Origin of the sequence: Pseudoflavonifractor phocaeensis (genome assembly GCF_021531375.1) — a bacterium.
Lineage (GTDB): Bacteria > Bacillota > Clostridia > Oscillospirales > Oscillospiraceae > Lawsonibacter > Lawsonibacter phocaeensis_B.
In genome coordinates this window covers 14,725-37,317 of record NZ_JADYTU010000012.1, presented here as the reverse complement: position 1 = coordinate 37,317, position 22,593 = coordinate 14,725, and the positions used below count along the sequence as shown (strand labels likewise).

The 22,593-nt window shown below is 62.2% G+C and carries 19 protein-coding genes and 1 pseudogene; 14 read left to right on the top strand and 6 right to left on the bottom strand.

Going from position 1 to position 22,593, the window contains the following annotated elements:
* Positions 1–26 precede the first annotated feature (26 nt).
* From pheA to I6E39_RS05850, 10 genes and pseudogenes are all read left to right on the top strand, one after another.
* Positions 27–1,178 (top strand): prephenate dehydratase, encoded by a 1,152-nt coding sequence (gene pheA, locus I6E39_RS05895; protein WP_235380681.1) that lies wholly within the window; start codon positions 27–29, stop codon positions 1,176–1,178.
* 2 nt (positions 1,179–1,180) lie between these two features.
* Complete coding sequence (locus I6E39_RS05890) at positions 1,181–2,413, top strand: shikimate kinase (protein ID WP_235380680.1); 1,233 nt, start codon at positions 1,181–1,183, stop codon at positions 2,411–2,413.
* A complete protein-coding gene (gene aroQ, locus I6E39_RS05885; RefSeq protein WP_235380679.1) occupies positions 2,410–2,841 on the top strand; it encodes a type II 3-dehydroquinate dehydratase in 432 nt (143 codons plus the stop codon). Before I6E39_RS05890 ends, aroQ begins: the two co-directional genes overlap by 4 nt.
* Before the next feature lie 111 nt (positions 2,842–2,952).
* On the top strand, positions 2,953–4,335 hold the full coding sequence (locus I6E39_RS05880; protein ID WP_235380678.1) for an MATE family efflux transporter: 1,383 nt from the start codon (positions 2,953–2,955) through the stop codon (positions 4,333–4,335).
* Positions 4,336–4,531: 196 nt separating this feature from the next.
* Positions 4,532–6,901, top strand: coding sequence for an endonuclease MutS2 (locus tag I6E39_RS05875; protein WP_235380677.1), 2,370 nt, complete (start codon positions 4,532–4,534; stop codon positions 6,899–6,901).
* A 260-nt stretch (positions 6,902–7,161) separates the two neighbouring features.
* Positions 7,162–7,425: an HPr family phosphocarrier protein gene (locus tag I6E39_RS05870; protein WP_023347782.1), complete on the top strand. Its 264-nt coding sequence runs from the start codon at positions 7,162–7,164 to the stop codon at positions 7,423–7,425.
* Positions 7,426–7,503: 78 nt separating this feature from the next.
* Complete coding sequence (gene uvrC, locus I6E39_RS05865) at positions 7,504–9,324, top strand: excinuclease ABC subunit UvrC (protein WP_235380676.1); 1,821 nt, start codon at positions 7,504–7,506, stop codon at positions 9,322–9,324.
* A 716-nt stretch (positions 9,325–10,040) separates the two neighbouring features.
* Positions 10,041–10,604, top strand: a pseudogene (gene rsmD / locus I6E39_RS05860) (16S rRNA (guanine(966)-N(2))-methyltransferase RsmD); the annotation flags it as partial.
* Positions 10,601–11,098, top strand: coding sequence for a pantetheine-phosphate adenylyltransferase (coaD, locus tag I6E39_RS05855; RefSeq protein ID WP_235380674.1), 498 nt, complete (start codon positions 10,601–10,603; stop codon positions 11,096–11,098). The pseudogene rsmD and the gene coaD, both read left to right, overlap by 4 nt.
* A gap of 3 nt (positions 11,099–11,101) precedes the next feature.
* Positions 11,102–11,629, top strand: coding sequence for a hypothetical protein (locus I6E39_RS05850; RefSeq protein ID WP_235380673.1), 528 nt, complete (start codon positions 11,102–11,104; stop codon positions 11,627–11,629).
* A gap of 104 nt (positions 11,630–11,733) precedes the next feature.
* Here I6E39_RS05850 and I6E39_RS05845 read toward each other — a convergent pair whose 3' ends face one another.
* Both I6E39_RS05845 and I6E39_RS05840 read right to left on the bottom strand, forming a co-directional pair.
* Positions 11,734–12,867, bottom strand: a complete 1,134-nt coding sequence (locus I6E39_RS05845; protein ID WP_235380672.1) for an aldo/keto reductase — start codon at positions 12,865–12,867, stop codon at positions 11,734–11,736.
* Between the two features lie 3 nt (positions 12,868–12,870).
* The gene (locus tag I6E39_RS05840) at positions 12,871–13,284 is read right to left on the bottom strand and encodes a DUF3842 family protein (protein ID WP_235380671.1); all 414 of its coding nucleotides are present in this window, start codon (positions 13,282–13,284) and stop codon (positions 12,871–12,873) included.
* A gap of 126 nt (positions 13,285–13,410) precedes the next feature.
* On the opposite strand from I6E39_RS05840, the gene I6E39_RS05835 reads away from it, so the two are divergent.
* Positions 13,411–13,656, top strand: a complete 246-nt coding sequence (locus I6E39_RS05835; protein ID WP_235380670.1) for a hypothetical protein — start codon at positions 13,411–13,413, stop codon at positions 13,654–13,656.
* On the opposite strand, the gene I6E39_RS05830 is transcribed toward I6E39_RS05835, so the two are convergent.
* Complete coding sequence (locus I6E39_RS05830; RefSeq protein ID WP_235380669.1) at positions 13,646–14,497, bottom strand: patatin-like phospholipase family protein; 852 nt, start codon at positions 14,495–14,497, stop codon at positions 13,646–13,648. The genes I6E39_RS05835 and I6E39_RS05830 overlap by 11 nt on opposite strands.
* A 150-nt stretch (positions 14,498–14,647) precedes the next feature.
* On the opposite strand from I6E39_RS05830, the gene cysK reads away from it, so the two are divergent.
* The 3 genes from cysK (at position 14,648) to I6E39_RS05815 (ending at position 17,472) form a co-directional block, all read left to right on the top strand.
* Positions 14,648–15,580: a cysteine synthase A gene (gene cysK / locus I6E39_RS05825; RefSeq protein WP_235380668.1), complete on the top strand. Its 933-nt coding sequence runs from the start codon at positions 14,648–14,650 to the stop codon at positions 15,578–15,580.
* 12 nt (positions 15,581–15,592) lie between these two features.
* Positions 15,593–16,075, top strand: a complete 483-nt coding sequence (locus tag I6E39_RS05820; RefSeq protein WP_235380667.1) for a GNAT family N-acetyltransferase — start codon at positions 15,593–15,595, stop codon at positions 16,073–16,075.
* A gap of 77 nt (positions 16,076–16,152) precedes the next feature.
* Positions 16,153–17,472 carry an Ig-like domain-containing protein gene (locus I6E39_RS05815; RefSeq protein ID WP_235380666.1) on the top strand — a complete coding sequence of 440 codons (1,320 nt, stop codon included), beginning with the start codon at positions 16,153–16,155 and terminating at the stop codon, positions 17,470–17,472.
* Positions 17,473–17,548: 76 nt separating this feature from the next.
* On the opposite strand, the gene I6E39_RS05810 is transcribed toward I6E39_RS05815, so the two are convergent.
* The 3 genes from I6E39_RS05810 to I6E39_RS05800 all read right to left on the bottom strand — a co-directional run bounded on the left by I6E39_RS05810 (position 17,549) and on the right by I6E39_RS05800 (position 22,511).
* Positions 17,549–18,589, bottom strand: a complete 1,041-nt coding sequence (locus I6E39_RS05810; protein WP_235380665.1) for a uridine kinase family protein — start codon at positions 18,587–18,589, stop codon at positions 17,549–17,551.
* Positions 18,590–18,592: 3 nt separating this feature from the next.
* Positions 18,593–19,132, bottom strand: a complete 540-nt coding sequence (locus tag I6E39_RS05805) for an ECF transporter S component (RefSeq protein WP_235380664.1) — start codon at positions 19,130–19,132, stop codon at positions 18,593–18,595.
* A 994-nt stretch (positions 19,133–20,126) separates the two neighbouring features.
* On the bottom strand, positions 20,127–22,511 hold the full coding sequence (locus I6E39_RS05800) for a phosphoketolase family protein (protein WP_235380699.1): 2,385 nt from the start codon (positions 22,509–22,511) through the stop codon (positions 20,127–20,129).
* Between the last annotated feature and the right edge of the window lie 82 nt (positions 22,512–22,593).

Below are 22,593 nucleotides of genomic sequence, written 5' to 3'. Positions count from 1 at the left end.
TGAATCATGTCTAGGAGGTAAGACTCATGAGCAAAAATCTGGAAGAGCTTCGCGGTCAGATCGATGAGATCGACCAGCAGATGGTGGAACTGTTCAAGGCCCGGATGGAGGCCGCCAGTCAGGTGGCGGAGTATAAAAAAGAGAAGGGGCTCCCTGTGCTGGATGCCGGCCGGGAGCGGGCGCTTCTGGGCAAGATCGCCGACCAGGCGGGAGAAGAACTGGCCGACTATGCCCAGTCCATGTACCGGACCATCCTGTCCGCCAGCCGCTCCTATCAGAACGGCAAGATCGGCCTGGGCTCCAAGGTCTACAACGGCATCCGGGAGGCCATAAGCGCCACGCCCAATCTCTTCCCCCAGCGGCCCACCGTGGCCTGTCAGGGTGTGGAGGGGGCCTATTCCCAGATTGCCTGTGACCGGCTGTTCAAGTCCCCCACCATCATGTACTTCCAGACCTTTGACCATGTGTTCAAAGCGGTGGAGAGCGGCATGTGCCAATACGGCATCCTGCCCATCGAGAACAGCACTGCCGGCTCTGTCAAGGCGGTGTACGATCTGATGCTCAGCCACAACTTCTCCATCGTCCGCTCTGCCCGGCTGAAGATCTGCCACAACCTGCTGACCAAGCACGGCACCCGGCTGGAGGATATCAAGGAGGTCTTCTCCCATGAGCAGGCCATCAACCAGTGCGCCGACTATCTGGCCGGCCTGAAGGGTGTGAAGGTCACTGTCGTGGAGAACACCGCCATGGCCTCCAAGATGGTGGCCGAGTCCGAACGCACCGACGTGGCCGCTCTGTCCTCCCGGTTCTGCGCCGAGCTGTACGGTCTGAAGATCCTCCAGGAGAACGTCCAGGACCAGGACAACAACTACACCCGCTTTATCTGCATCTCCAAGCGCCCGGAGATCTACCCTGGAGCCGACCGCACCTCCCTGATGATGATCCTGCCCCACAAGCCCGGCTCCCTGTACAACGTGCTGGCCAAGTTCTACGCTCTGAACATCAACCTCCAGAAGCTGGAGAGCCGCCCCCTGCCCGGCCGGGAGTTCGAGTTCATGTTCTACTTTGACATCGAGGCCTCGGTCTATGCGCCCGAGGTGGAGCGGCTGTTCCGGGACCTGGAGGCGGAAAGCGAGCAGCTGCGGTATCTGGGTACCTATAACGAGGTCATCTGCTGACCATGGCGGAGCGGAGATATTACGGCCTCATCGGGGAGAAGCTGGGCCACAGCTTTTCCCCCGCCATCCACGGCAAGCTGGCCGGCTACGAATACCGCCTGATCGAGCTGGTGCCGGAGGAGCTGGGCCCCTTCCTCCGGTCGGGGCAGTTTGGCGGGCTGAATGTGACCATTCCCTATAAAAAAGCGGTGATCCCCTACTGCGACGAGCTGACTCCCCAGGCCAGGCGGATCGGCAGCGTGAATACCATCCTCCGCCGTCCGGACGGGACCCTCCTGGGCCACAACACCGACTACGACGGCTTTGCCTACCTGCTCCGCTCTGCCGGAGCGGAGGTGGCGGGGAAGAAGGCTCTGGTGCTGGGTACCGGCGGAGCCTCCCTCACCGTGCATACCGTGCTCAAGGACCTGGGCGTGGGGGAGAGCGTGGCCATCTCCAGGAGCGGCCCGGACAACTATACCAATCTGGACCGCCACGCCGACGCCCGGATCATCGTCAACGCCACCCCGGTGGGCATGTATCCCAACACGGGAACGTCCCCGGTGGACCTGTCCCTGTTTCCGTCGCTGGAGGGTGTCTTTGACCTGATCTACAACCCGGCCAAGACCCAGTTCCTGCTGGACGGGGAGAAGCGGGGGCTGCTGTGGGCCAACGGCCTTGGGATGCTGGTGGCCCAGGCCAAGGCGGCGGCGGAGCTCTTTCTGGGCCGTCCCATCCCCGATGAGAGGGTGGCGGACATTACCCGGGAAATGGAGCGGGACACCCGCAATCTGCTGCTGATCGGTATGCCGGGCTGCGGTAAAACCACAGTGGGCCAGGCCCTGGCCAACCGCCTGGGCCGGAAGCTGGTGGACACCGATGCCCTGGTGGAGGAAGCGGCGGGCTGCACCATTCCGGAGCTCTTTGCCCGGGAGGGAGAGGAGGCCTTCCGGCGCCTGGAGCATGAGATCCTGTGCCGGGTGGGACGGGAGTCCGGACTGGTCATCGCCACCGGCGGCGGCGCGGTCACCCGGCCAGAGAATCTGGACCCCATGCGGCAAAATTCCACCGTCATTTTCCTGCGCAGGCCGCTGGACCAGCTCCCCATAGAGGGACGGCCCATCTCCCAGGCCAACAGCCTGGAGGAGCTTTACCGCCGCCGCCTTCCCCTGTACCAGCAGGCGGCGGACTGGGCGGTGGACAACGTCAGTCTGGACGACACTGTGACGGAGATCATAAGGAGGCTGGAGCAATGAAGCTGTTGGTGATCAATGGTCCGAATTTGAATATGCTGGGCATCCGGGAGCCGGATATCTATGGGAAACAGGACTACCAGGCCCTGGTGTCGCTGATCCGGGAGACCTGCCGGGAGCTGAACGTCCAGGTAGAGCTCTATCAATCCAACCATGAGGGGGACATCGTGGACCGGATCCAGGCGGCCTACGGTACCATGGATGCCATCGTGATCAACCCGGCGGCCTACACCCACACCAGTGTGGCCATTCTGGACGCCCTGAAGGCGGTGGGCCTGCCGGCCGTGGAGGTCCATCTCTCCGATGTGAGCACCCGGGAGCAGTTCCGCCAGATCTCCTACGCCGGTATGGCATGTGAAAAGACCGTTATGGGCAAGGGCTTTCAGGGTTATGTGGAGGCCATTGGGTATCTGGCGGAGAAATATGGATGACCCCAAAGGGACCGGAAGAATGTTCGGTCCCTTTTCTTTGCCCGCAAAGCTGTTATCCCGGCGCAAGATGTGTTACAATCATGCAGGTATCCTTTGCGTGAGGAGGTGGGAATGTTGGCTCAGATGAAAAATGACTTTTCACAAGGGAGCATTTCCGGGAATATACTGTCTCTGGCTCTGCCCATGACGGCGGCCCAGCTGGTCAACGTGCTGTACAGCGTGGTGGACCGCATCTATCTGGGCCGGCTGCCCGGGAGCGGCCACCTGGCGCTCACCGGCCTTGGCATCACCATCCCCATTGTGTCTATCATCATGGGACTGGCCAACCTGTGCGGCACCGGCGGCGCTCCGCTGTGCTCCATCTGCCGGGGGCAGGGAGATGAGGAAGAGGCGGAGTATATCATGGGAAACTCCTTTACGCTCTTAATCGCCCTAGGCCTGACAGCTACCGCCTTCTTCATGGTCCTGAAGCGGCCCATTCTCTATCTCTTCGGCGCCAGTGACGCCACCTTTCCCTATGCCGACGACTACATGACCATCTACCTGTGCGGCACCCTCTTTGTGATGGTCAGTCTTGGCATGAACCCCTTCATCAGCAGCCAGGGCTTTGGATCCACCGGCATGATGACGGTGGTCATTGGGGCGGTTATCAACATCATTCTGGACCCCGTCTTGATTTTTGTGCTGCACATGGGAGTCAAGGGGGCGGCTCTGGCCACCGTCGTGGCTCAGGGGATCTCGGCCCTCTGGGTACTGCGGTTTCTCACCGGACGCAGGGCCATCCTGAGGCTGCGGCGGTCCTGTCTGCGGTTGGACGGCAGGAGAACGCGGCGCATCGTGGCGCTTGGCCTGTCCGGCTTCTGCATGAACATGACCAACAGCCTGGTCCAGGTGGTATGCAACGCCACCCTCCAAAGCTACGGCGGCGACCTGTATGTGGGGATCATGACCATTATCAACTCCCTGCGTGAGGTGTTCTTCATGCCCGTTCACGGCTTGGCCAACGGCTCCCAGCCGGTTGCCGGGTACAACTACGGGGCGGGAAAGTACAGCCGGGTCCGGGAGTCCATCCGGTTCAGCTGCGGGCTGACGGTAGCCTATGCCGGGATATTCTGGGCGGTGGCTATGGCCTGTCCCGGACTGCTGATCCGGATCTTCAACGACGAGCCCGAGGTCATCGCAGCGGGTATCCCTGCCCTGCGGATCTACTTCGCCCTGTTTATCCCCATGTCCCTCCAGTCGGCGGGACAGGCGGTCTTTGTGGGCCTGGGCCGGTCCAAGCAAGCGGTGTTTTTCTCCCTGCTGCGAAAGGCCGTCATCAACGCGCCCCTGACGGTGATCCTGCCCATTTGGATGGGCACCACAGGCGTCTTTGTGGCCGAGTCGGTGTCCCAGCTGGTGGGCGGTCTGGCCTGTTTCCTCACTATGTATTTCACCGTATACCGCCCGCTGGGCAGGGTGGAGGACGGCGCGCCGCTGTCCGCCCGGCTGTGAGGACACAATGGAAAAAAGCGCGAAGAGAACGCAGGAGGACGGACGTATCCTTGGCTGGGGGAAAATCTCGGCGCAGGGTGTGCATTGCGCGTAATGCGTAAGAGGTAACGTACCAGCTCCGCCTCTTGCCAAAGTGGGCGCTTTGTGCGACAATAGGGGCATACTAAGACCGATTTCCTCAATAGGAGTTTTTGCCATGAGCGAATTGTTTGAAAAATCCATTCAGATCCTGGAGCTGCCCCGGGTGCTGGAGCGGCTTGCCGACTGCGCCGTCACCGACGAGGGCCGGGAGCGGTGTCTGGCCCTGCGGCCCATGACCGACCTGGACGATGTGGAGCGGGCCCAGAAGGAGACCTCTGCCGCCGTCAAAATGCTGATTCTCCGGGGAACCCCCGGCTTTTCCGGCATCCGTCCGGTGGCGGCCAGCCTCCAGCGGGCGGACATGGGGGGCAGCCTGAATACCCGGGAGCTGCTGGACATCGCCGCCGTCCTGCGTGCGGCCCGCACCGCCGGGGAATACGGGGCGGGGGAGGAGAAAAACGCCATCTCCCATCTCTTCCGGGCTCTGACCCCCAATAAGTTCCTGGAGGAGACGATCACCAGCTCCATCCTGGGGGAGGATGAGATCGCCGACTCCGCCAGCGGCGAACTGGCCTCCATCCGCCGCCATATGCGGGCCACCGAGGCCAAGGTTCGGGACATCCTGCAAAAAATCATCTCCTCCAACCAGTCCAAGTACCTCCAGGAGTCCATCATCACCATCCGCTCTGACCGCTATGTGGTGCCGGTGAAGTCGGAGCATAAAAACGATATCCCCGGCCTGGTCCACGATGTGTCCTCCTCGGGCTCTACCTTCTTCATCGAGCCTATGGGGGTGGTCAAGGCCAATAACGAGCTGCGGGAACTGCTGGCCAAGGAGAAGAAGGAAATCGAGCGCATCCTGGCCCAGATGTCCGCCGACTGCGCGGCCCACAAGGAGGACATTTTGGAGGACTACCGGCTGCTGGTGTGGCTGGACGAGGTTTTTGCCCGGGCCAAGCTGTCTCTGAAGCTGGAATGTACGGAACCCAGACTGTCTGACAAGTATTTACACCTGCGGGGGGCGCGGCACCCGCTGCTGGACCGGAAGAAGGCGGTGGCCAACGATCTGGAGCTGGGGGAGCGGTTCGACACCCTGGTCATCACCGGCCCCAACACCGGCGGCAAGACGGTGACGCTGAAGACCATGGGTCTGATCACCCTCATGGCCCAGTGCGGCCTCCATATCCCCGCCAAGGACGATTCCACCGTCCGGGTATTTGAACGGGTGCTGGCCGACATCGGCGACGAGCAGTCCATCGCCCAGTCCCTGTCCACCTTCTCCTCCCATATGACCAACATCGTGGGCATTCTGGAGGAGGCCGACCAGGACACCCTGATCCTTTTCGACGAGCTGGGGGCGGGCACCGATCCGGTGGAGGGTGCCGCCCTGGCCGCCGCCATCATCGAGTCGGCCCGGGGTCTGGGTGCCCGAGTGGCCGCCACCACCCACTATGCGGAATTAAAGGTGTACGCCATGACCACGCCGGGGGTGGAGAACGCCTCCTGCGAGTTCAACGTGGACACCCTGGCCCCCACCTACCGGCTGGTGCTGGGCATTCCCGGCAAGTCCAACGCCTTCGCCATTTCCCGCCGGCTGGGTCTGCCCGAGTATATCATCGACAAGGCCGCCGCCCGGCTGGACGCGGAGAACGTCCGCTTTGAGGATGTGCTGACCCGCCTGGACCAGCAGCGCCAGGAGATGGAGAAGGAGCGGGCCGAGGCCAAGCGGCTGAAGCTGGAGATGGAACAGTCTGCCTCCAAGGCCCGGGAGTACCGGAAAAAGCTGGAGGAGGAGCGGTCCAAGGTGGTGGAGAAGGCCCAGGCCGAGGCCCGGGCCATCATCCAGGAGGCCCGGGCGGCCAGCGACCTGGCCATCGCCGAGCTGAAGGACATGAAGAAGCGCCAGGACAAGCTGGACTGGCAGCAGGTCAACGACAGCCGGGCGGAGTCCCGGCGGCTGCTCAACGAGGCGGAGCGGAACATCGGCGGTCCCGCCCAGGAGGTGGAGGCGCCTCCGCCCACCCGGCCTGCCGTGGCCGGAGATACGGTGGAGCTGGTCTCCATGGGGACGAAGGCTACCGTCCTGTCGGTGAACAAGGACGGGGTGCTCCAGCTCCAGGCCGGTATCCTGAAGATCACCGCCAAGCAGGAGGAGGTCCGGGTGGTGGAGGGAGCCGGCAAGGCCCAGAAGGAGGCCCGGCGCATCATCACCCAGGCCCAGCACACCCTGCGTACCGCCGCCGCCCCCAGCCAGATCGACCTGCGGGGCATGATGACGGACGAGGCCATCGCCGTGCTGGAAGGGTTTCTGGATACCGCCATGATGGGCAAGCTGGAGACGGTGACCATCATCCACGGCAAGGGCACCGGCGCCGTCCGCAAGGCGGTCCGGGACTACTGCAGGCGCAGCCGGTATGTAAAGTCCTTCCGGCCCGGCCGCTACGGTGAGGGCGAGGATGGCGTCACCGTGGCGGAGCTGCGGTGACAGGTTCCGGCATCAAAACCGATTTTTGCCGGAGAAAAATAGCGACTTTGCTTTATCGCCTTTGTGCCGAAAAAGTCCCTGAAAATGGAACTGGCGTCGAAAAAGGCCGGGGCTTTTCAATAAAATATAAAAAATTCGAAATTCGCCCGGTAATTTTTGGTTAAAACCAGGGTAATATTTGTGAAAAATATCATTGACGGAGACGGGTTAAATCTGGTATGCTAATGTCACACCAAAACGACGAGGCGGAGGTACAGCTTATGTATAGTCAGGAAGCAGTCGTGAACAACCAGGTCGGTCTGCATGCCAGACCCGCTACCTTCTTCATCCAGAAGGCCAACGAGTTCAAGAGCTCCATCTGGGTCGAAAAGGAAGAGCGCAAGGTCAACGCCAAGAGTCTGCTGGGCGTGCTGTCCCTGGGGATTGTAAAGGGCACTCCTATTAAGCTGATCGCGGATGGTCCTGATGAGAAGGAAGCGGTCGAGGCCCTGTACAAGATGATTTCTTCTGATTTTTCCGAGTAAGCGATTACCAGCAAAAGGCGCCGCAACGCGGCGCCTTTTTTGACGTTACCCCCGGAACCGGGAGGAAGGAGAGGTCCCGTGACCTTTGACGAACTGAAGGAAAAGGCACACAGCCTGCCCCTGAAGCCGGGGGTCTATATCATGCAGGACGCCAAAAATACGGTGATCTACGTGGGCAAGGCCAAGGCGCTGAAAAACCGGGTGTCCCAGTACTTCCAGGACTCGGCCAGCCACACGGAGAAGACGCGGGCCATGGTGTCCCAGATCGACCATTTCGACGTCATCATCGCCGACAGCGAGTTTGAGGCGCTGGTGCTGGAGTGTTCTCTCATCAAGCGCCACCAGCCCCGGTATAATATCCTGCTGAAGGACGGAAAGGGTTACCCCTATATCCGCCTGTCCAACGAGCCATACCCTAAATTCTCTCTGGCCAGCAAGGCCGCGGAGGACGGGGCACGGTACTTCGGCCCCTACGCCAGCCGCCACAACACCCAGGCCATCATCGACGCCCTTCGGACCGCACTGCGGCTGCCCTCCTGCAACAAGAAGTTCCCCCGGGACATCGGCAAGGAGCGGCCCTGCCTCAACTTCCACATGGGCAAGTGCGACGGCTACTGCCGCAGCGACGAGATGAAGGAGCAGCACGACCAGGCCATGCTCCAGGCAGTCTCTCTGCTGGAAGGCCGCTTCAAGGAGGTCCAGTCCGACCTGACCGCCGAGATGGAGCAGGCAGCGGAGGAGCTGCGCTTCGAGCGAGCCGCGGAGCTTCGGGACCGCTTGCGGGCTATCGAGCTGCTGGGCAAGCGGCAGAAAGTCATCGCCGGGTCCCTGGCCGACACCGACGTGACCGGGTTTTTCCGGGGGACGGCCAAGAGCTGCTTTGTGGTCCTCCACTATATGGAGGGGGAACTGGCCGCCAAGGACTTTGACCTCTTTGAGTCCCCGGTGGAGGAGGACGAGGAAGCGGTGTTGTCCTTCCTGATGCGGGAATACTATGTGGGCCGGACCCGGCTGCCCAAGCAGATCCTGCTGCCCTGCGAGCTGCCTGACCAGGTGCCCCTGACCCGGATGCTGTCTGAGCAGGTGGGGAGCCGGGTGGAGCTGGTCACGCCCCAGCGGGGGGCCAAGATGGACCTGATCAAGCTGGCCAACCAGAATGCCCGGGAGGAGGTGGAGCGGGCCACCACCCGGGAGGAGCGGCAGAATAAGCTGCTGGAGGCTCTGGGCCGGATGCTGGGGCTGGAGCAGCCGCCCCGCCGCATGGAATCCTACGATATCTCCAACCAGGGGGCCAGCGACATCGTGGCCTCCATGGTGGTCTATGTGGACGGAAAACCGCTGAAGCGGGACTACCGCCGGTTCAAGCTGAAGGACATGACGGGCCCAGACGACTACGCTTCCATGGAGCAGGTCCTGACCCGCCGGTTCCGCCGGTATCTGGACGGAGACGAGAAATTTTCCGACAAACCCGATCTGCTCCTGATCGACGGCGGCCATGAGCATGTGAAGGTGGCCGCCCGGGTGCTGGAATCCATGAATCTGAGTATCCCGGCCTACGGCATGGTGAAGGACGACCGGCACCGGACCAGGGCGCTGGTCCATCCCGACGGCCGGGAGATTGGCATCCAGGCCATCCCGGCGGTCTTTGCCCTCATTGGCCAGATCCAGGAGGAGACGCACCGCTTTGCCATCGAGTACCACCGCCAGCTCCAGGCGGGACATGTAAAAACCTCTGTTCTGGACCAAATACCTGGAGTGGGGGAGGTCCGCCGCACACAGCTGCTGAAGCATTTCAAAAGCGTCAAGGCCATCCGGGCCGCCTCTCTGGAGCAGCTTCGGGAGGTCGTGCCCCAAAATACAGCCCAGGCGGTGTATCAGTATTTTCATTCAGAACCGTAAATTTTAGTTTACCGTTGGAGTGTTTTGAAAGGATTCCGCTCTGCGGAGCGAGTTTCTTTCTGAACGATCAGAAAGAAACCAAAGAATCGCCGGGGGCGGCCACGCGCAATTTCATTGCGCTATCCGCGCCGCCCCCGGACCCCCATTATAAGAGTTCTGCGGCCTTTCGCTGATCGCAGCCAGCAAAATATGAGAGCGCTCACACCGCCTTTTGCTTCGCAAAATGGAGAAGATTTTACGGGGGGATAAGCAATACAGCCCGCCTCGATGGCGGCAAAGACTGTCAACAGTTGCTTCTTACCCACCTGGCCTGCCGGGGCCGCCCGAGTGTGCCCCGTTCTTGAAATAGTCTGGCATAAACGAGAAGGCTGGCAGGTATGGGCGAAGCGCCCCGAGATTGTTAACCCAGAGGCGCGCTTTTAGTCGGGAGAAGCAGGCACCAATTTCACTGTTGCAGAGCGGCAGCGGGCGGGGGTGTGAGAGGTATCCTGGCTTTTGCCCGCGCCGAACAGTATTCTGCATATTCTTTGATGGCTCCCCATGGGGACCGGGGCCGAAGCCCCGGAGATTTTTTGGGTACTTTTGTATCTCTACAAAAGTACCTCGCCCGGGGGCGAAATACTCCTTCGTCCTAACTCCCGTCCGCCCGCTGGCGAAATCCTCAGATAAACTAAAATTTACCATCAACTTTTAAAACTTATGAAAAGAGAGGATCAAGGACCATGCGCGTGATTTCCGGAACGGCTCGGGGCCGTCGGTTAAAGGAACTCCAGGGGATGGATACCCGCCCTACCACCGACAAGGTGAAGGAGTCCATCTTTAATATCATCCAATTTGAGATCGAGGGACGGCGGGTGCTGGACCTGTTCGGCGGTACCGGCCAGCTGGGCATTGAGGCTCTGTCCCGGGGGGCAGAGCGCTGTACCTTTGTGGACCAGCGCCGGGAGGCTGTGGCCCTGATCCGGGACAACGTGAAGGCCTGCGGTTTTTCCGAGCACGCCCGCGTGGTCCAGGGGGATGCGCTGTCCTTTCTGGCCTCCTGCCATGAGAAATTTGACGTGATCTTCCTGGACCCTCCCTACCATTCGGATCTGCTGGAGAAGAGCATCGAAGCCATCACAAGGTTTGACATTCTTGGGGAACATGGTATAATGGTTTGCGAAAGTGCCGCGGACCGGGAACTTCCCCCGCTGGCCCTCCCCTATGAACAGGGGAGAGAGTACCGGTACGGAAAGATCAAGCTGACGATCTGCCGCCGGGCTGGGAGTGAGAGAACATGAGCATTGCCATCTATCCCGGCAGCTTTGACCCGGTGACCCTGGGCCATTTGAACATCATCAAGCGGGCCGCCGCCTGCTTTGACAAGCTGATCGTCTGTGTGATGGTCAACTCCAAAAAGCAGGGGATGTTTACCCCGGAGGAGCGGGTGGAGCTGCTGCGCCGCTCCACCGAGCGGTTCCATAATGTGGAAGTGGACTTCTCCGACGAGCTGCTGGCGGCCTATGCCAAGCGGCGCCGGGCCCATGTGGTGGTCAAGGGACTGCGGGCGGTGTCCGATTTCGAGCAGGAGGTCCAGATGGCGGTCATCAACCGCAAGCTGAACCCCCGGTTGGAGACCATGTTCCTGGCCTCCAGCGAAAAATATACATATCTCAGTTCCACCATCGTCAAGGAGATGGCGCGCTACGGGGCTGACCTGGCGGACTTTGTGCCCCGGGAGATCGTAGACGACGTCAATCGCCGCATGGGAGAACTGCAGGGAAAGGAAGGGTAATCAATGGCAAGCGGTGTGGAAGAGCTGCTGGACATGCTCTTTGAAATGATCGACGAGGCGAAGAACGCCCCCTTCTCCAATGATAAGTGCATCATTGAGCGGGACCGCGCGCTGGATCTGATCGACGATATACGCAGCCAGTTCCCCATGGAGCTGAGCGAGGCGAGAAAGATGATGGCCAACCGGGCCGAACTGGTGGCCTCCGCCAAGCGGGAGGCCGAGTCGATCCGCAAGGCCGCGGAGGATAAGGCCCGGCAGCTGCTGGCGGAGGACACCATCACCCTCCAGGCCAAGCAGCGGGCCAACGAGATGATGCAGCAGGCGGAGGAGCGCAGCCGGGAGCTGAAGCGTTCCGCCAACGAGTACTGCGAGGACGCCCTGCGCCGCACCGAGGAGGCTGTGGCCGAGGCCTATGACGAGATCAAGCAGTCCCGGGCCCGGTTCCGTGCCGCCGCCGGGGTGGCCTCCGCCCCCGCCGCCGGGACCACCGGCTCCCGTCCCATCTATGACGCGGCCGCCGACGAGGACTAAACGGCAGTAAGGTATGAGATACGGCAGCGCCCCTGAACATCGTTCAGGGGCGCTGTTTTTTATGCAATGGCGGCGGCCGGGCTCCGAAGCGCCTGGACAGCAGGCTATGGGGTCAAAAATCCCTCCACCTCTCCGGTAAGGCGGGCCAGGTGCTCCCGGATGGGAATGTGCTGGGGGCACAGTTCTTCGCAGCGGCCGCAGGAGACGCACTGGTCCCCTCTGGCCCCGGGCTCCAGCTCCCGCCAAGCCCGCTTGGTCAGACGGAGGTTGCCGTACATGGCCATGTTGTTCCAAATTTGAAAGTTTTTAGGAATATCCACGCCCTTAGGGCAGGGGAGGCAATACCGGCAGCCAGTGCAGCCGTTTCTCAGGCGGCTGCGGAGCAGCCGGGCGGTCTCTTCCACCGCCTGGTTTTCTTCCACATCCAGGGGGCGGAAATGGGAAAAGGTACTCAGGTTGTCCTCCAACTGCTCCGGGGTGGACATGCCGCTGAGGACCACCGCCACGCCCGGCTGGCTGGCCACCCAGCGCATGGCCCAGGAGGCGGCGGAAGCCTCCGGGTCCAGGGCCCGCAGGGACGCCGTGACTTCCTCCGGTAGCTGGGCCAGAGAACCGCCCTTCACCGGTTCCATCACGACCACCGGCACGCCTTTGCTCCGGGCCAACTCCAGCCCCTGAAGTCCCGCCTGGTGGTGGGTGTCCATGTAGTTCAGCTGGATCTGGCAGAAATCCCAGTCCCGGTGGTTCAGAATCTTCGCAAAGGCTTCATATTCGTCATGAAAGGAGAAGCCCAGCCGGCGCAGCCTACCCTGGCGCTGATACTCCTCCAGAAGGGAGAGAATGTCCAGCTCCAGCATCCGCTTCCAGGTCCTGCGGCTCAGACTGTGAAGGAGATAGAAGTCCACATGGTCCGTCTGCAGCCGCTCCAACTGCCGTTCGAACAGCTCCGCCGCCTGCTCCCGGCTGGTGATCTCCCAGCAGGGCAGCTTGGTGGCCAGATAATAGCGGTCCCGGGGATACTGGGACAGGACCCGGCCCAAGAAGGGCTCGCTCTCCCCGTTGTGGTAAGGCCAGGCGGTGTCATAGTAGGTGATCCCCGCCTCCATGGCCCGGCGGATCAGGGCCTCCGCCCGCGCCTGGTCAATGCTCCCGGTCTCCCGGTCCAACGGGAAGCGCATACATCCGTAGCCCAGCAGGGAGGGCCGGGCCCCTGTCCGTTCTATACTGCGATATTCCATGGCTCACTCCTTCTCCAAGGCTTCCGCCATCTGCTCCACAGCCTGGGACACATAGACCGGCAGGGGCTGATCCTTTACACCAGCTACTACCACCCCGCAGCTGTTCATGGGCACCAGGAATTTCCTGGCCCGGCAGCCGCCCACCGCCTCGGCCATGGCGGGGGTCACCTCGCCCAGAATGGCGTGGGCAACCACGATGCCTACCGGGCCCAGCACCGCGTCGGCGTCCATCACGCCCCGGATCACCGGGTTTTCTCCCGTGGCGCCGAAATCAGCACCCGCCTTGAGCATGGTGGCGGTGGCGATGCTGTTGGTCCCAAGCGCATAGACCTGGGCCTGGGGCAGACGGGTCTTGATGCCCTCCACCAGCAGCTTTCCCAGACGGCCACCCTGGCCGTCCACAACAACGATTTTCATAAAAATTCCTCACTTTGATCCGGATGCTTTTATCCTACCACACAGGGCTTCGTTTGAAAAGGGCAAAGGAGGCGCGGAAAAACCACCCGCCGGATCTCCGCATAAGATGACCCGGGGGTGGTATTCTTGTGTTCCTTATTTGACCGTGACAGCCGGGAGCTGTTGGTGCTGGCGGTGGCCCTGTCCGTGCTGCTGGCCCAGGACCAGGACGAGGCCGCCATCGGGAAGATGGCCGCCTTTTTTACCATTGTGGGGGACACACTGGCCCTCTTCGTCCTCCAGCCCAATTTGTTCCGGGACTGCCGGTCCCTGTGTCTCCCGGAGTCCCGGCAGACAGACGAGGAGGAAAAGGAAGAGACGGTCAGCGGCTGAAAAAGGCCCGGATCTCCTCCATCCGGTCCATGGCAGCCTGATAGCCCTTGGCCCACAGCAGGCGCAGTTTCTCCGGGTTCCGCTCGGTGCGGGACACCCCCATGGTGGAATCCGGAGCGATGACAAGCAGCTTGCCCTGGCGCTCCAGATCAAAGATCTGCTCCCGGTCCTCGTTATAGCGCTGGGCCCGGTCCTCCATGGCGGCCACAAAGTTGGGGTACTCCCGGTAGGTCTTGCGGATCAGGGGCATCAGCCTCTCCTGCTTCCGCACATAATCCCTGGGGTGGGTCATGACCACCATCACCCGGTCACAGCCTTGGTCCATGGCCCGCCGCCAGGGAATGGAGTCGGCGATGCCCCCGTCCAGATAGGGCTGACCGTTCAGGTGGTAGATGGGGAACATCAGGGGCATGGCGCAGGTGGCCTGGAGGAGCTGGGAATTCCGGTCCAGCCGGGGCACTTCCATATAGTCCGCCTTCCCGGTGTTCAGGTTGGTGACCACCGCCTCCACCTGGCCGGGGTAGGCGGCGAAGGCGTCGTAATCAAAGGGGATCAGCTCATTGGGAATGGTATCATAGGCAAACTTCAGTCCAAAATAGCTGCGGTTGCTCTTGTCCGCCAGATTGTTCATCCCCATGTAGCGGTGGTCAGAGGCGTAGGTGGTGACCACCTCCAGATTTCGCCTGGGCTGGCGGGAGAGATAACTCACCCCGTAGGCAATGCCCGCCGAGACGCCGATCAGGTAGTCGGGCATGATGTTACCCTCCAGCAGGCCGTCGCACACGCCGCTGGAAAAGATCGCGCGGAGGGCCCCGCCCTCCAGAACAATTCCTGTTTTCATAGATTCGCCCTCATTGACTCAAGATTTTGAGATTTTTATATTATACCCCGTTCCTGCCCTTTTTGCAATCGGATTGACAGAAGGGTCCCTGGGGGATATGATAGGTCCATTGATTCCCGAAAAGAATTTTTCGAAAGGACGATGGATCGTATGGCCTGTTTTTGCACCAGTATAGAAGAACTGATCGGAAATACCCCCTTGCTCCGGCTGGACCGATATGGGAAGGCGCATAACTTTACAGCGACTGTGCTGGCTAAGCTGGAGTACCTAAATCCCGCCGGCTCGGCAAAGGACCGGGTGGGCCTGTCTCTGATCGCCGACGCGGAGGCCAGGGGACTGCTGAAGCCCGGCGCCACCATCATCGAGCCCACCTCGGGCAACACCGGCATCGGCTTGGCCTGTGTGGCCGCCGCCCGGGGCTACAAGGTCATCCTCACCATGCCCGACACCATGAGCGCCGAACGCCGCGCCATGCTGGCGGCCTACGGGGCCCAGCTGGTGCTGACCCCCGGCGCCCAGGGGATGCAGGGGGCGGTGGACAAGGCTCGGGAACTGGCCGCCTCCATCCCCGACAGCTTTATCCCCGGCCAGTTTGACAACCCCGCCAACCCGGAGGCCCACTACCGCACCACCGGACCTGAAATCTGGCGGGACACCGACGGGGCTGTGGACATCTTTGTGGCCACCGTGGGCACCGGCGGCACCCTGTCAGGCACCGGCCGCTACCTCAAGGAGCAAAATCCCAAGGTCCGGGTGGTGGCGGTGGAGCCCGACGCCTCGCCCCTCCTCTCTGGAGGCCAGGCGGGCCCCCACCAGATTCAGGGCATAGGAGCCAACTTCATTCCCCAGACCCTGGACCGCTCCATCTATGACCAGGTGATCCGGGTCAAGGACGAGAACGCCTTTGAGGCCGGCCGCCAGCTGGTCCTGACGGAGGGCGTCCTGGCCGGCGTGTCCTCGGGAGCCGCCCTGTGGGCGGCGGAGCAGCTGGCCCGTGAGCCGGAGAACCGGGGCAAGACCATCGTGGTCCTTCTCCCCGATTCCGGGGACCGGTACTTGTCCTCGCCCATGTTCCAGCGGTAAGGAGGGGCAGCCGTGATGATCCGTACCGCTACCACCGCCGATCTGGAAGCACTGACCCAGGTGGAGGCGGCCTGTTTCCCGCCCGCCGAAGCGGCCACCCGGGAGGAATTCCGGGCACGTCTGGCCGTCTATCCGGACCACTTCTGGCTCCTCTATGACCGGGGGCGGCTGGTCAGCTTTGTCAACGGTATGGTCACCGACGAGGCGGACCTGCGGGACGAGATGTATCAGGACGCATCCCTCCACCGGGAGGACGGGGCCTGGCAGATGATCTTCGGGGTCAACACCATCCCGGAGGCACGCCGTCAGGGCTATGCCATGGAGCTGCTCCGCCGGGTCGTCCATGACGCCAGGGCTCAGGGCAGGGAAGGACTGGTGCTGACCTGTAAGGCGGCTCTGCTGGATTACTACGCCAGACTGGGCTTTGTCAGCGAGGGGGTCTCCCGTTCCGTCCACGGCGGGGCTGTCTGGTACCAGATGCGGCTGCGCTTCTGAACCGGACCGGGCGCCGCATAATTTAGGGGGAAAGAAAGAACACTAGGGGTACATTACTCAATGAATGGAGGTATCCCATGAAACGTTCTCTCTCCTTACGCCGGGGGCTGGCTCCGTTGCTGGTCCTGGCTTTGGCCTGCACCCTGATCTCCCCCGCCTCCGCCTTTTTCTGGAACAGGAATCCGGACGTCCCCTATGTGAGCGACTTCTCCAAAAACGGACTGGTGGGCGCCATCATCCCCTTTGAGGCGGAAGATTTTGTGGTCAACACCGACAACAAGGCCACCCTGAACAGTATCACCATCAACACGCTGCCCGATCCCGGGGCCGGTACGCTGGTCATCGGCGGCCAGCCCCTGGAGGTGGGCTCGGTGGTGGACAGCACCGCACTGGGCGGGCTCCGGTTCCAGTCGTCCCAGAAGCCCACCGTCACCACCACCACCTTTACCTTCACACCCTCCTTCTCCTCCGGCCAGGACAGTAAGACCACCACCGTCACCCTGTACCTGCTCACCGAGGAGAATCAGGCCCCCATCGCCCGGAACATGGACCTGTCCACCTACAAGAATATTGCCATCACCGGCTATTTTGACGCCGTAGACGGGGAAGGCGATCTCCTCACCTTCGAGCTGACCTCCAATCCCGCCCGGGGCGCCGTCACCGTGGCCGAGGACGGCTCCAGCCAGTTTGTTTACACCCCCTACGAGAACAAGACGGGCAGCGACTCCTTCACCTATGTGGCGGTGGACCCTGCCGGCAACATCTCCTCCGAGGCCAAGGTCACCGTCCGGATCGAAAAGCCGGATACCAAGGTGACCTACGCCGATCTGGAGGGTCACAGCGCCCATAAGGCCGCCATCCGCCTGGCGGAAGAGGGGATCTATGTGGGCCAGTATATGGACGGCCGCTACTTCTTTGAACCGGACGAGCCGGTGAGCCGGGCCCAGTTCCTGACCATGGCCATGGCGGTGTCCGGACTGGAGCCCATGGAGGGGGTCACCCTCACCGGCTTCGCCGACGACAGCGCCATCCCCACCTGGGCCAAGGGCTCCGTCTCCGCCGCGCTGAAGGCGGGGACCATCCAAGGCTCCCGGGATGACAGCGGCGCGCCCGTCTTTGGCGCGGACCAGCCCGTCACCTGCGGCGAGGCCACGGTGATGCTGGACCGGCTGCTGAACATCGCCGACGTGCCCGCTGAGGTATTCTTCTCCGGCGGCGAGTCCCATTGGGCCGCCCAGGCCGCCGCCAATCTGACGGCCTCCGGTATCCTCCCGTCGGGCGGCGTCAGCTCCGCGGCGCTGTCCGACTCTCTGACCCGGGGCGAAGCGGCGGAACTGCTGGACGGAGCCCTGGATGTGATGGCCGCCCGGGAGGCGGGCAGCTGGCTTCCCTGGTGAACCTATTGCCGTCCGTCGGACGATTCCAATGTAAATGCGAATAAGCAAGGCCCCCGGCACAGCCGGGGGCCTTGTTTTACGGATAAATCAACTGACAGCACTCCTTCACCCGGCAGGCCCGGAAGTAGCGGTCCTCCATGGGGATCCACTGCTGCTCAAAGCGGGCCAGGCACCCGGGGCCGCCCCGCTGGGCCAGCCGCTGAAGCCGAACCTCCCAGGGGGCCTCCACCCAGATCCGGAGATGATAGCGGTCCCGCAGATCGGAGCGCAGGGCGTAACTGCCCTCTACCACCGTCAGGGGCGCTGGCCCCAGGCGAATCTCCGGGCCGAAGTTTCCGGTGTGGCACTGCCAGGGCCGGTAGCGGGCCGTCTCTCCCCGGCACAGAGGGGAGAGGACCTCACAATCAAAGCGCTCATAGTCCACATTTCCGCCGGGCTGAGCCAGCCGCTCTGCCGTCCGCTGTTCAGGACGGAGGAAGAAGTCGTCCATGTGGACCAGGGGACAGCGGTAGATCTTTGCCAGAGCCGCCCCCAGAGTGGACTTTCCCGAGGCACAGGGGCCGTCGATGGCTACCCGGAGCCGGGGCTGCTCTGCCATCCCACGGTCAATGGCGGACAGAATGGGAATCAGATTGACATAAGATTCTGACACCACCCGGTAGGCGGGGCGGAAGGCCCGCCGGTAGGCCTCGCTGTGGCTCACTGCCGGGCAGCCCTGGGACCGGTATTGGGCCAGAAAGGCGTCCGCCGCGTCCCGGGGAAAGGGAAGTGTGTACACCAAATCAAGGCCGCTTTCCAGACCGGATCGGTCGGGGAACGTCTCCCGGGCGGTCAGCACAAAGAGACGGTTGAGGGTGTTGGGGGATAGGCTTTTTGCTTTACAAGCCACGAGATTCAACCGAAACAGGCCGTTCCCCAGAGGCTCGGCCAAGGGGAGGGCGGGATCCGCCTCCACCTGGTCCCACTCCGCCTTCAGACGGGCCAGAGCCGCCCCCTCGTCATCGACCAGATGGCCCGGCCCCATGTGGCTCTGGTAGAGAAATTTCACGGCGTCCCGGACCTCCATGCCCGGATGGTTGTCATAATGCTCCTTCAGGAGCTCCGCCAGAGTTCCCATAACTTACGCCGCCTGAGAGACCAGCTTGGCCTTCTGGAGGGCCAGGACGATGACGGGGATGGCCACCAGCTGGAGGATAATGCCGGGGATGGCGTTGGTGAAGGCACCGGCTACAAAGGCGGCGAAGGTAAAGCCCTGGCCCTTCAGCAGGAGGACGGACATGACCGCGCCCCAGACTACCCGGCCGCAGAGCATGGCGCCGATAAGAGAGGCGTAGATGCCGCCCAGAGTTTTGGGCAAGCGGCGGTACAGGAAGCCGGACATAAAGCCGTAGGCGGCCAGTTCAAAGGCCATGGAGACAGCGGTGGGGAAGGGCGGGGGCATTCCCAGAATAGCGGAGCGCATCAGCGGGGCGATGAAGCCCACGGCGGCGCCCCAGGGCCCGCCGCACAGGAAGCCGCACAGAAGGACCGGCAGGTGCATGGGCAGCAGCATGGAGCCGAATTGGGGGATGTTGCCGGTAAAGTTGGGCAGGATGTAGGCCAGGGCCAGCATCAGGGCGGCCAGCACCATGTTTTTGGTGGTATCATTCTGTTTTGACATGGAATCCTCTCCTTGTAAATGTGTTCGAAAAAATACCGCAAGGGCAGACTCCGTCCTTCTGGACGGAATATACCTTCGCGGTATTGTACTTCGATCGTATGGGTGCCTGGAAACCTGGTGCCGGATTCATTCCAGCGGTTAAATACATTATAACATGGACGGCAGGGGCGGTCAATGGCTTTTTGATCGCCTCAGCCAGCAGGCTAAATTTTAGTTTATCGTTGGAGTGTTTTGAAAAGGATTCCGCTCTGCGGAGCGGGTTTCTTTCTGAACGATCAGAAAGAAACCAACGGCCCAGGCCGCCTTCTCTTGCCCCTGCGGGGCAATTCACCTTGAGAATCGCCGGGGGCGGCCACGCGCAATTTTATTGCGCTATCCGCGCCGCCCCCGGACCCCCATTGGGAGAGCAGGCGGCCTTGCGCTGATCGCAGCCAGCAAAATATGAGAGCGCTCACACCGCCATTTGCTTCGCAAAATGGAGAAGATTTTACGGGGGATAAGCGATATAGCCCGCCACGGTGGCGGCAAAGACTGCCAGCAGTTGCTTCTTACCCACCTAGCCCGCTGGGGCCGCCCGATGGTACCTCGGATCAGCAGAGGCTTGGTGCAGAACGGCAGGCTCGCAATCCTTGCAGGGGCACCCCGCGATTGTTAACTCAGAGGCGCGATCAAATCAAAGGATGCGGGGACCAATTTCATAGATTGGAGCGGCAGCGGGCGGAGTTCAGAAAAGTATCCTGTCTTTTGCCCGCGCCGAACAGTATTTTGCATATTCTTTGATGGATCCCCACGGGGTCCGGGGCCGAAGCCCCGGAGAACTTTGGGTACTTTCCTTCTCTGGAAAGTACCGCGCCGCAGGCTTGACAAGCCATCGCCTTGCACCAAGCTATCGTATAAGAAAGACTATAGACTAAAATTTACAACACGCTTCATACACATAGAATTGCGACTTTAAGCAAGGAAAGAGTGGTCGCGTTTGGGGACAAAACGCACCTCAGTAGATCCCTTTGCCGTCATTCCATTTCCACTCCCGGACCTCGGGCAGGTCCTGGCCGTGGGTGGTGATGTACTGCCGGTGCTCCACCAGCTTGTCCTTCATTTCCTGGATGAGGTAGGAGGCGCTGTTGCCCAGCTGGGGCAGCCGCTTCACCGTGTCCATGACCAGGTGGAAGCGGTCAATGTCATTGCGTACCCGCATGTCGAAGGGGGTGGTGATGGTACCCTCCTCCTTGTAGCCCCGGACGTGGAGCTTCTTGTTGTGCCGGCGGTAGGTCAGCTCGTGGACCAGGGTGGGGTAGCCGTGGAAGGCGAAGATGATGGGGGCGCCGGTGGTGAACAGGGCGTCATAGTCCTCGTCGGTGAGGCCGTGGGGGTGCTCGGTGTGGGGCTGGAGCTTCATCAGGTCCACCACGTTGATGACCCGGATCTTCAGATCGGGCAGGTAGTGGCGCAGGATCGTGACGGCGGCCAGAGTCTCCAGGGTGGGGGTGTCGCCGCAGCAGGCCAGCACCGCGTCGGGCTCGTGGCCCTGGTCGTTGGAGGCCCACTGCCAGATGCCGATGCCGTGGGTGCAGTGCTTGATGGCCTGGTCCATGCTGAGCCACTGGGGCCGGGGCAGCTTGGAGGCGATGATGACGTTGATGTAGTTGCGGCTCTTGATGCAGTGGTCGAAGCAGCTGAGCAGACAGTTGGCGTCGGGGGGCAGGTAGAGGCGGACCACATCGGCCTTCTTGTTGGCCACATGGTCCAGGAAGCCCGGGTCCTGGTGGGTAAAGCCGTTGTGGTCCTGCTGCCACACGTTGGAGGCCAGTACATAGTTCAGCGAGGCGATGGAGGGCCGCCAGGGGAGCTGGCTGCACACCTTCAGCCATTTGGCGTGCTGGGACACCATGGAGTCCACGGTGCGGATGAAGGCCTCATAGCTGTTGAAGAAGCCGTGCCGGCCGGTAAGGAGGTAGCCCTCCAGCCAGCCCTGGCACAGGTGCTCGGACAAAGCGGCGTCCATGACCCGGCCGTCATGGGAGAGGCAGGAGTCGGCGCGCTGGTCGATGTCATCGGACCAGCGGCGGCCCGTGACCTCAAAGACCTGGGACAGGCGGTTGGAGGCCGCCTCGTCGGGGGAGAAAATGCGGAAGTTCCGGGCCTTCAGATTCTGCTCCATCAGATCACGGACATAGCCGCCCAGAGCGGCCATGTCCTCGGCCTCCACAGCGCCGGGCTGGGGGACGGCCAGAGCGTATTCCTGAAAGTCGGGGGTGCGCAGGTCCCGGAGGAGCTGACCGCCGTTGGCGTGGGGATTGGCGCCCATGCGCTGAACGCCCTTGGGGGCTATCTCCTGGAGCAGGGGGACCGGCGCGCCGTGCTCGTCGAAAAGCTCCTCGGGCCGATAGCTGCGAAGCCAGCGCTCCAGCTCCTGGACCCGGCCGGGCTTGCCGTCCCGGACGGGGATGGGGGCGGTGTGGGAGCGCCAGCTGCCCTCCACCTGGTTGCCGTCCACCTCTTTGGGACCGGTCCAGCCCTTGGGGGAGCGAAGCACGATCATGGGCCAGCGGGGCCGGGCAGCGTCGCCGGAGGTGCGGGCGTACTCCTGGATGCGCTGGATCTCCCGGACCGCCCAGTCCAGGGCGGCGGCCATTTTCTGGTGCATGATCTTGGGCTCGCTGCCTTCCACGAAACGGGGCTCCCAGCCACAGCCCTTGAAGAACATCTCTAGCTCCTCATGGGAGATGCGGGAAAAAACAGTGGGGTTGGACACCTTGAAGCCGTTCAGATTGAGGATGGGCAGCACAGCTCCGTCGGTGATGGGATTGAGGAATTTGTTGGAGTGCCAGGCGGCGGCCAGGGGCGCGGTCTCCGCCTCGCCGTCGCCCACCACGCAGGCGGCGATGAGGCTGGGGTTGTCCATGACGGCGCCGAAGGCGTGGGCCAGGGAGTAGCCCAGTTCCCCACCCTCATTGATGGAGCCGGGGGTCTCCGGACCGGTGTGGCAGGGGATGCCGCCGGGGAAGGAGAACTGGCGGAACAGCCGCTTCATGCCGGAGGTGTCCTGGCTGATGTTGGGGTACACCTCGCTGTAAGAGCCGTCCAGATAGTCTTGGGCAACGATGGCGTTGCCGCCGTGGCCGGGGCCGCAGATGTAGATCATATCCAGATCATATTTGACGATGGCCCGGTTCAGGTGGGTGTAGATAAAGTTCTGTCCCGGACAGGTGCCCCAGTGGCCCACGATGTTCTGCTTGATGTGGGAGAGCTGAAGAGGCTCCCGAAGCAGGGGGTTGTCCAGCAGATAGAGCTGGCAGGCGGACAGGTAGTTGGCGGCACGCCACCAGGCGTCGACGGCGTGGAGCTGTTCCTTGGTGAGAGGGTCCTTTTTCGACATGCGCGCCGGGGCCTTGGCCGCGGCCTTGGGGGCGGGATCGGAGATCTTGGGCATGGGACTGCCTCCTTGGGTTAGGATGGAC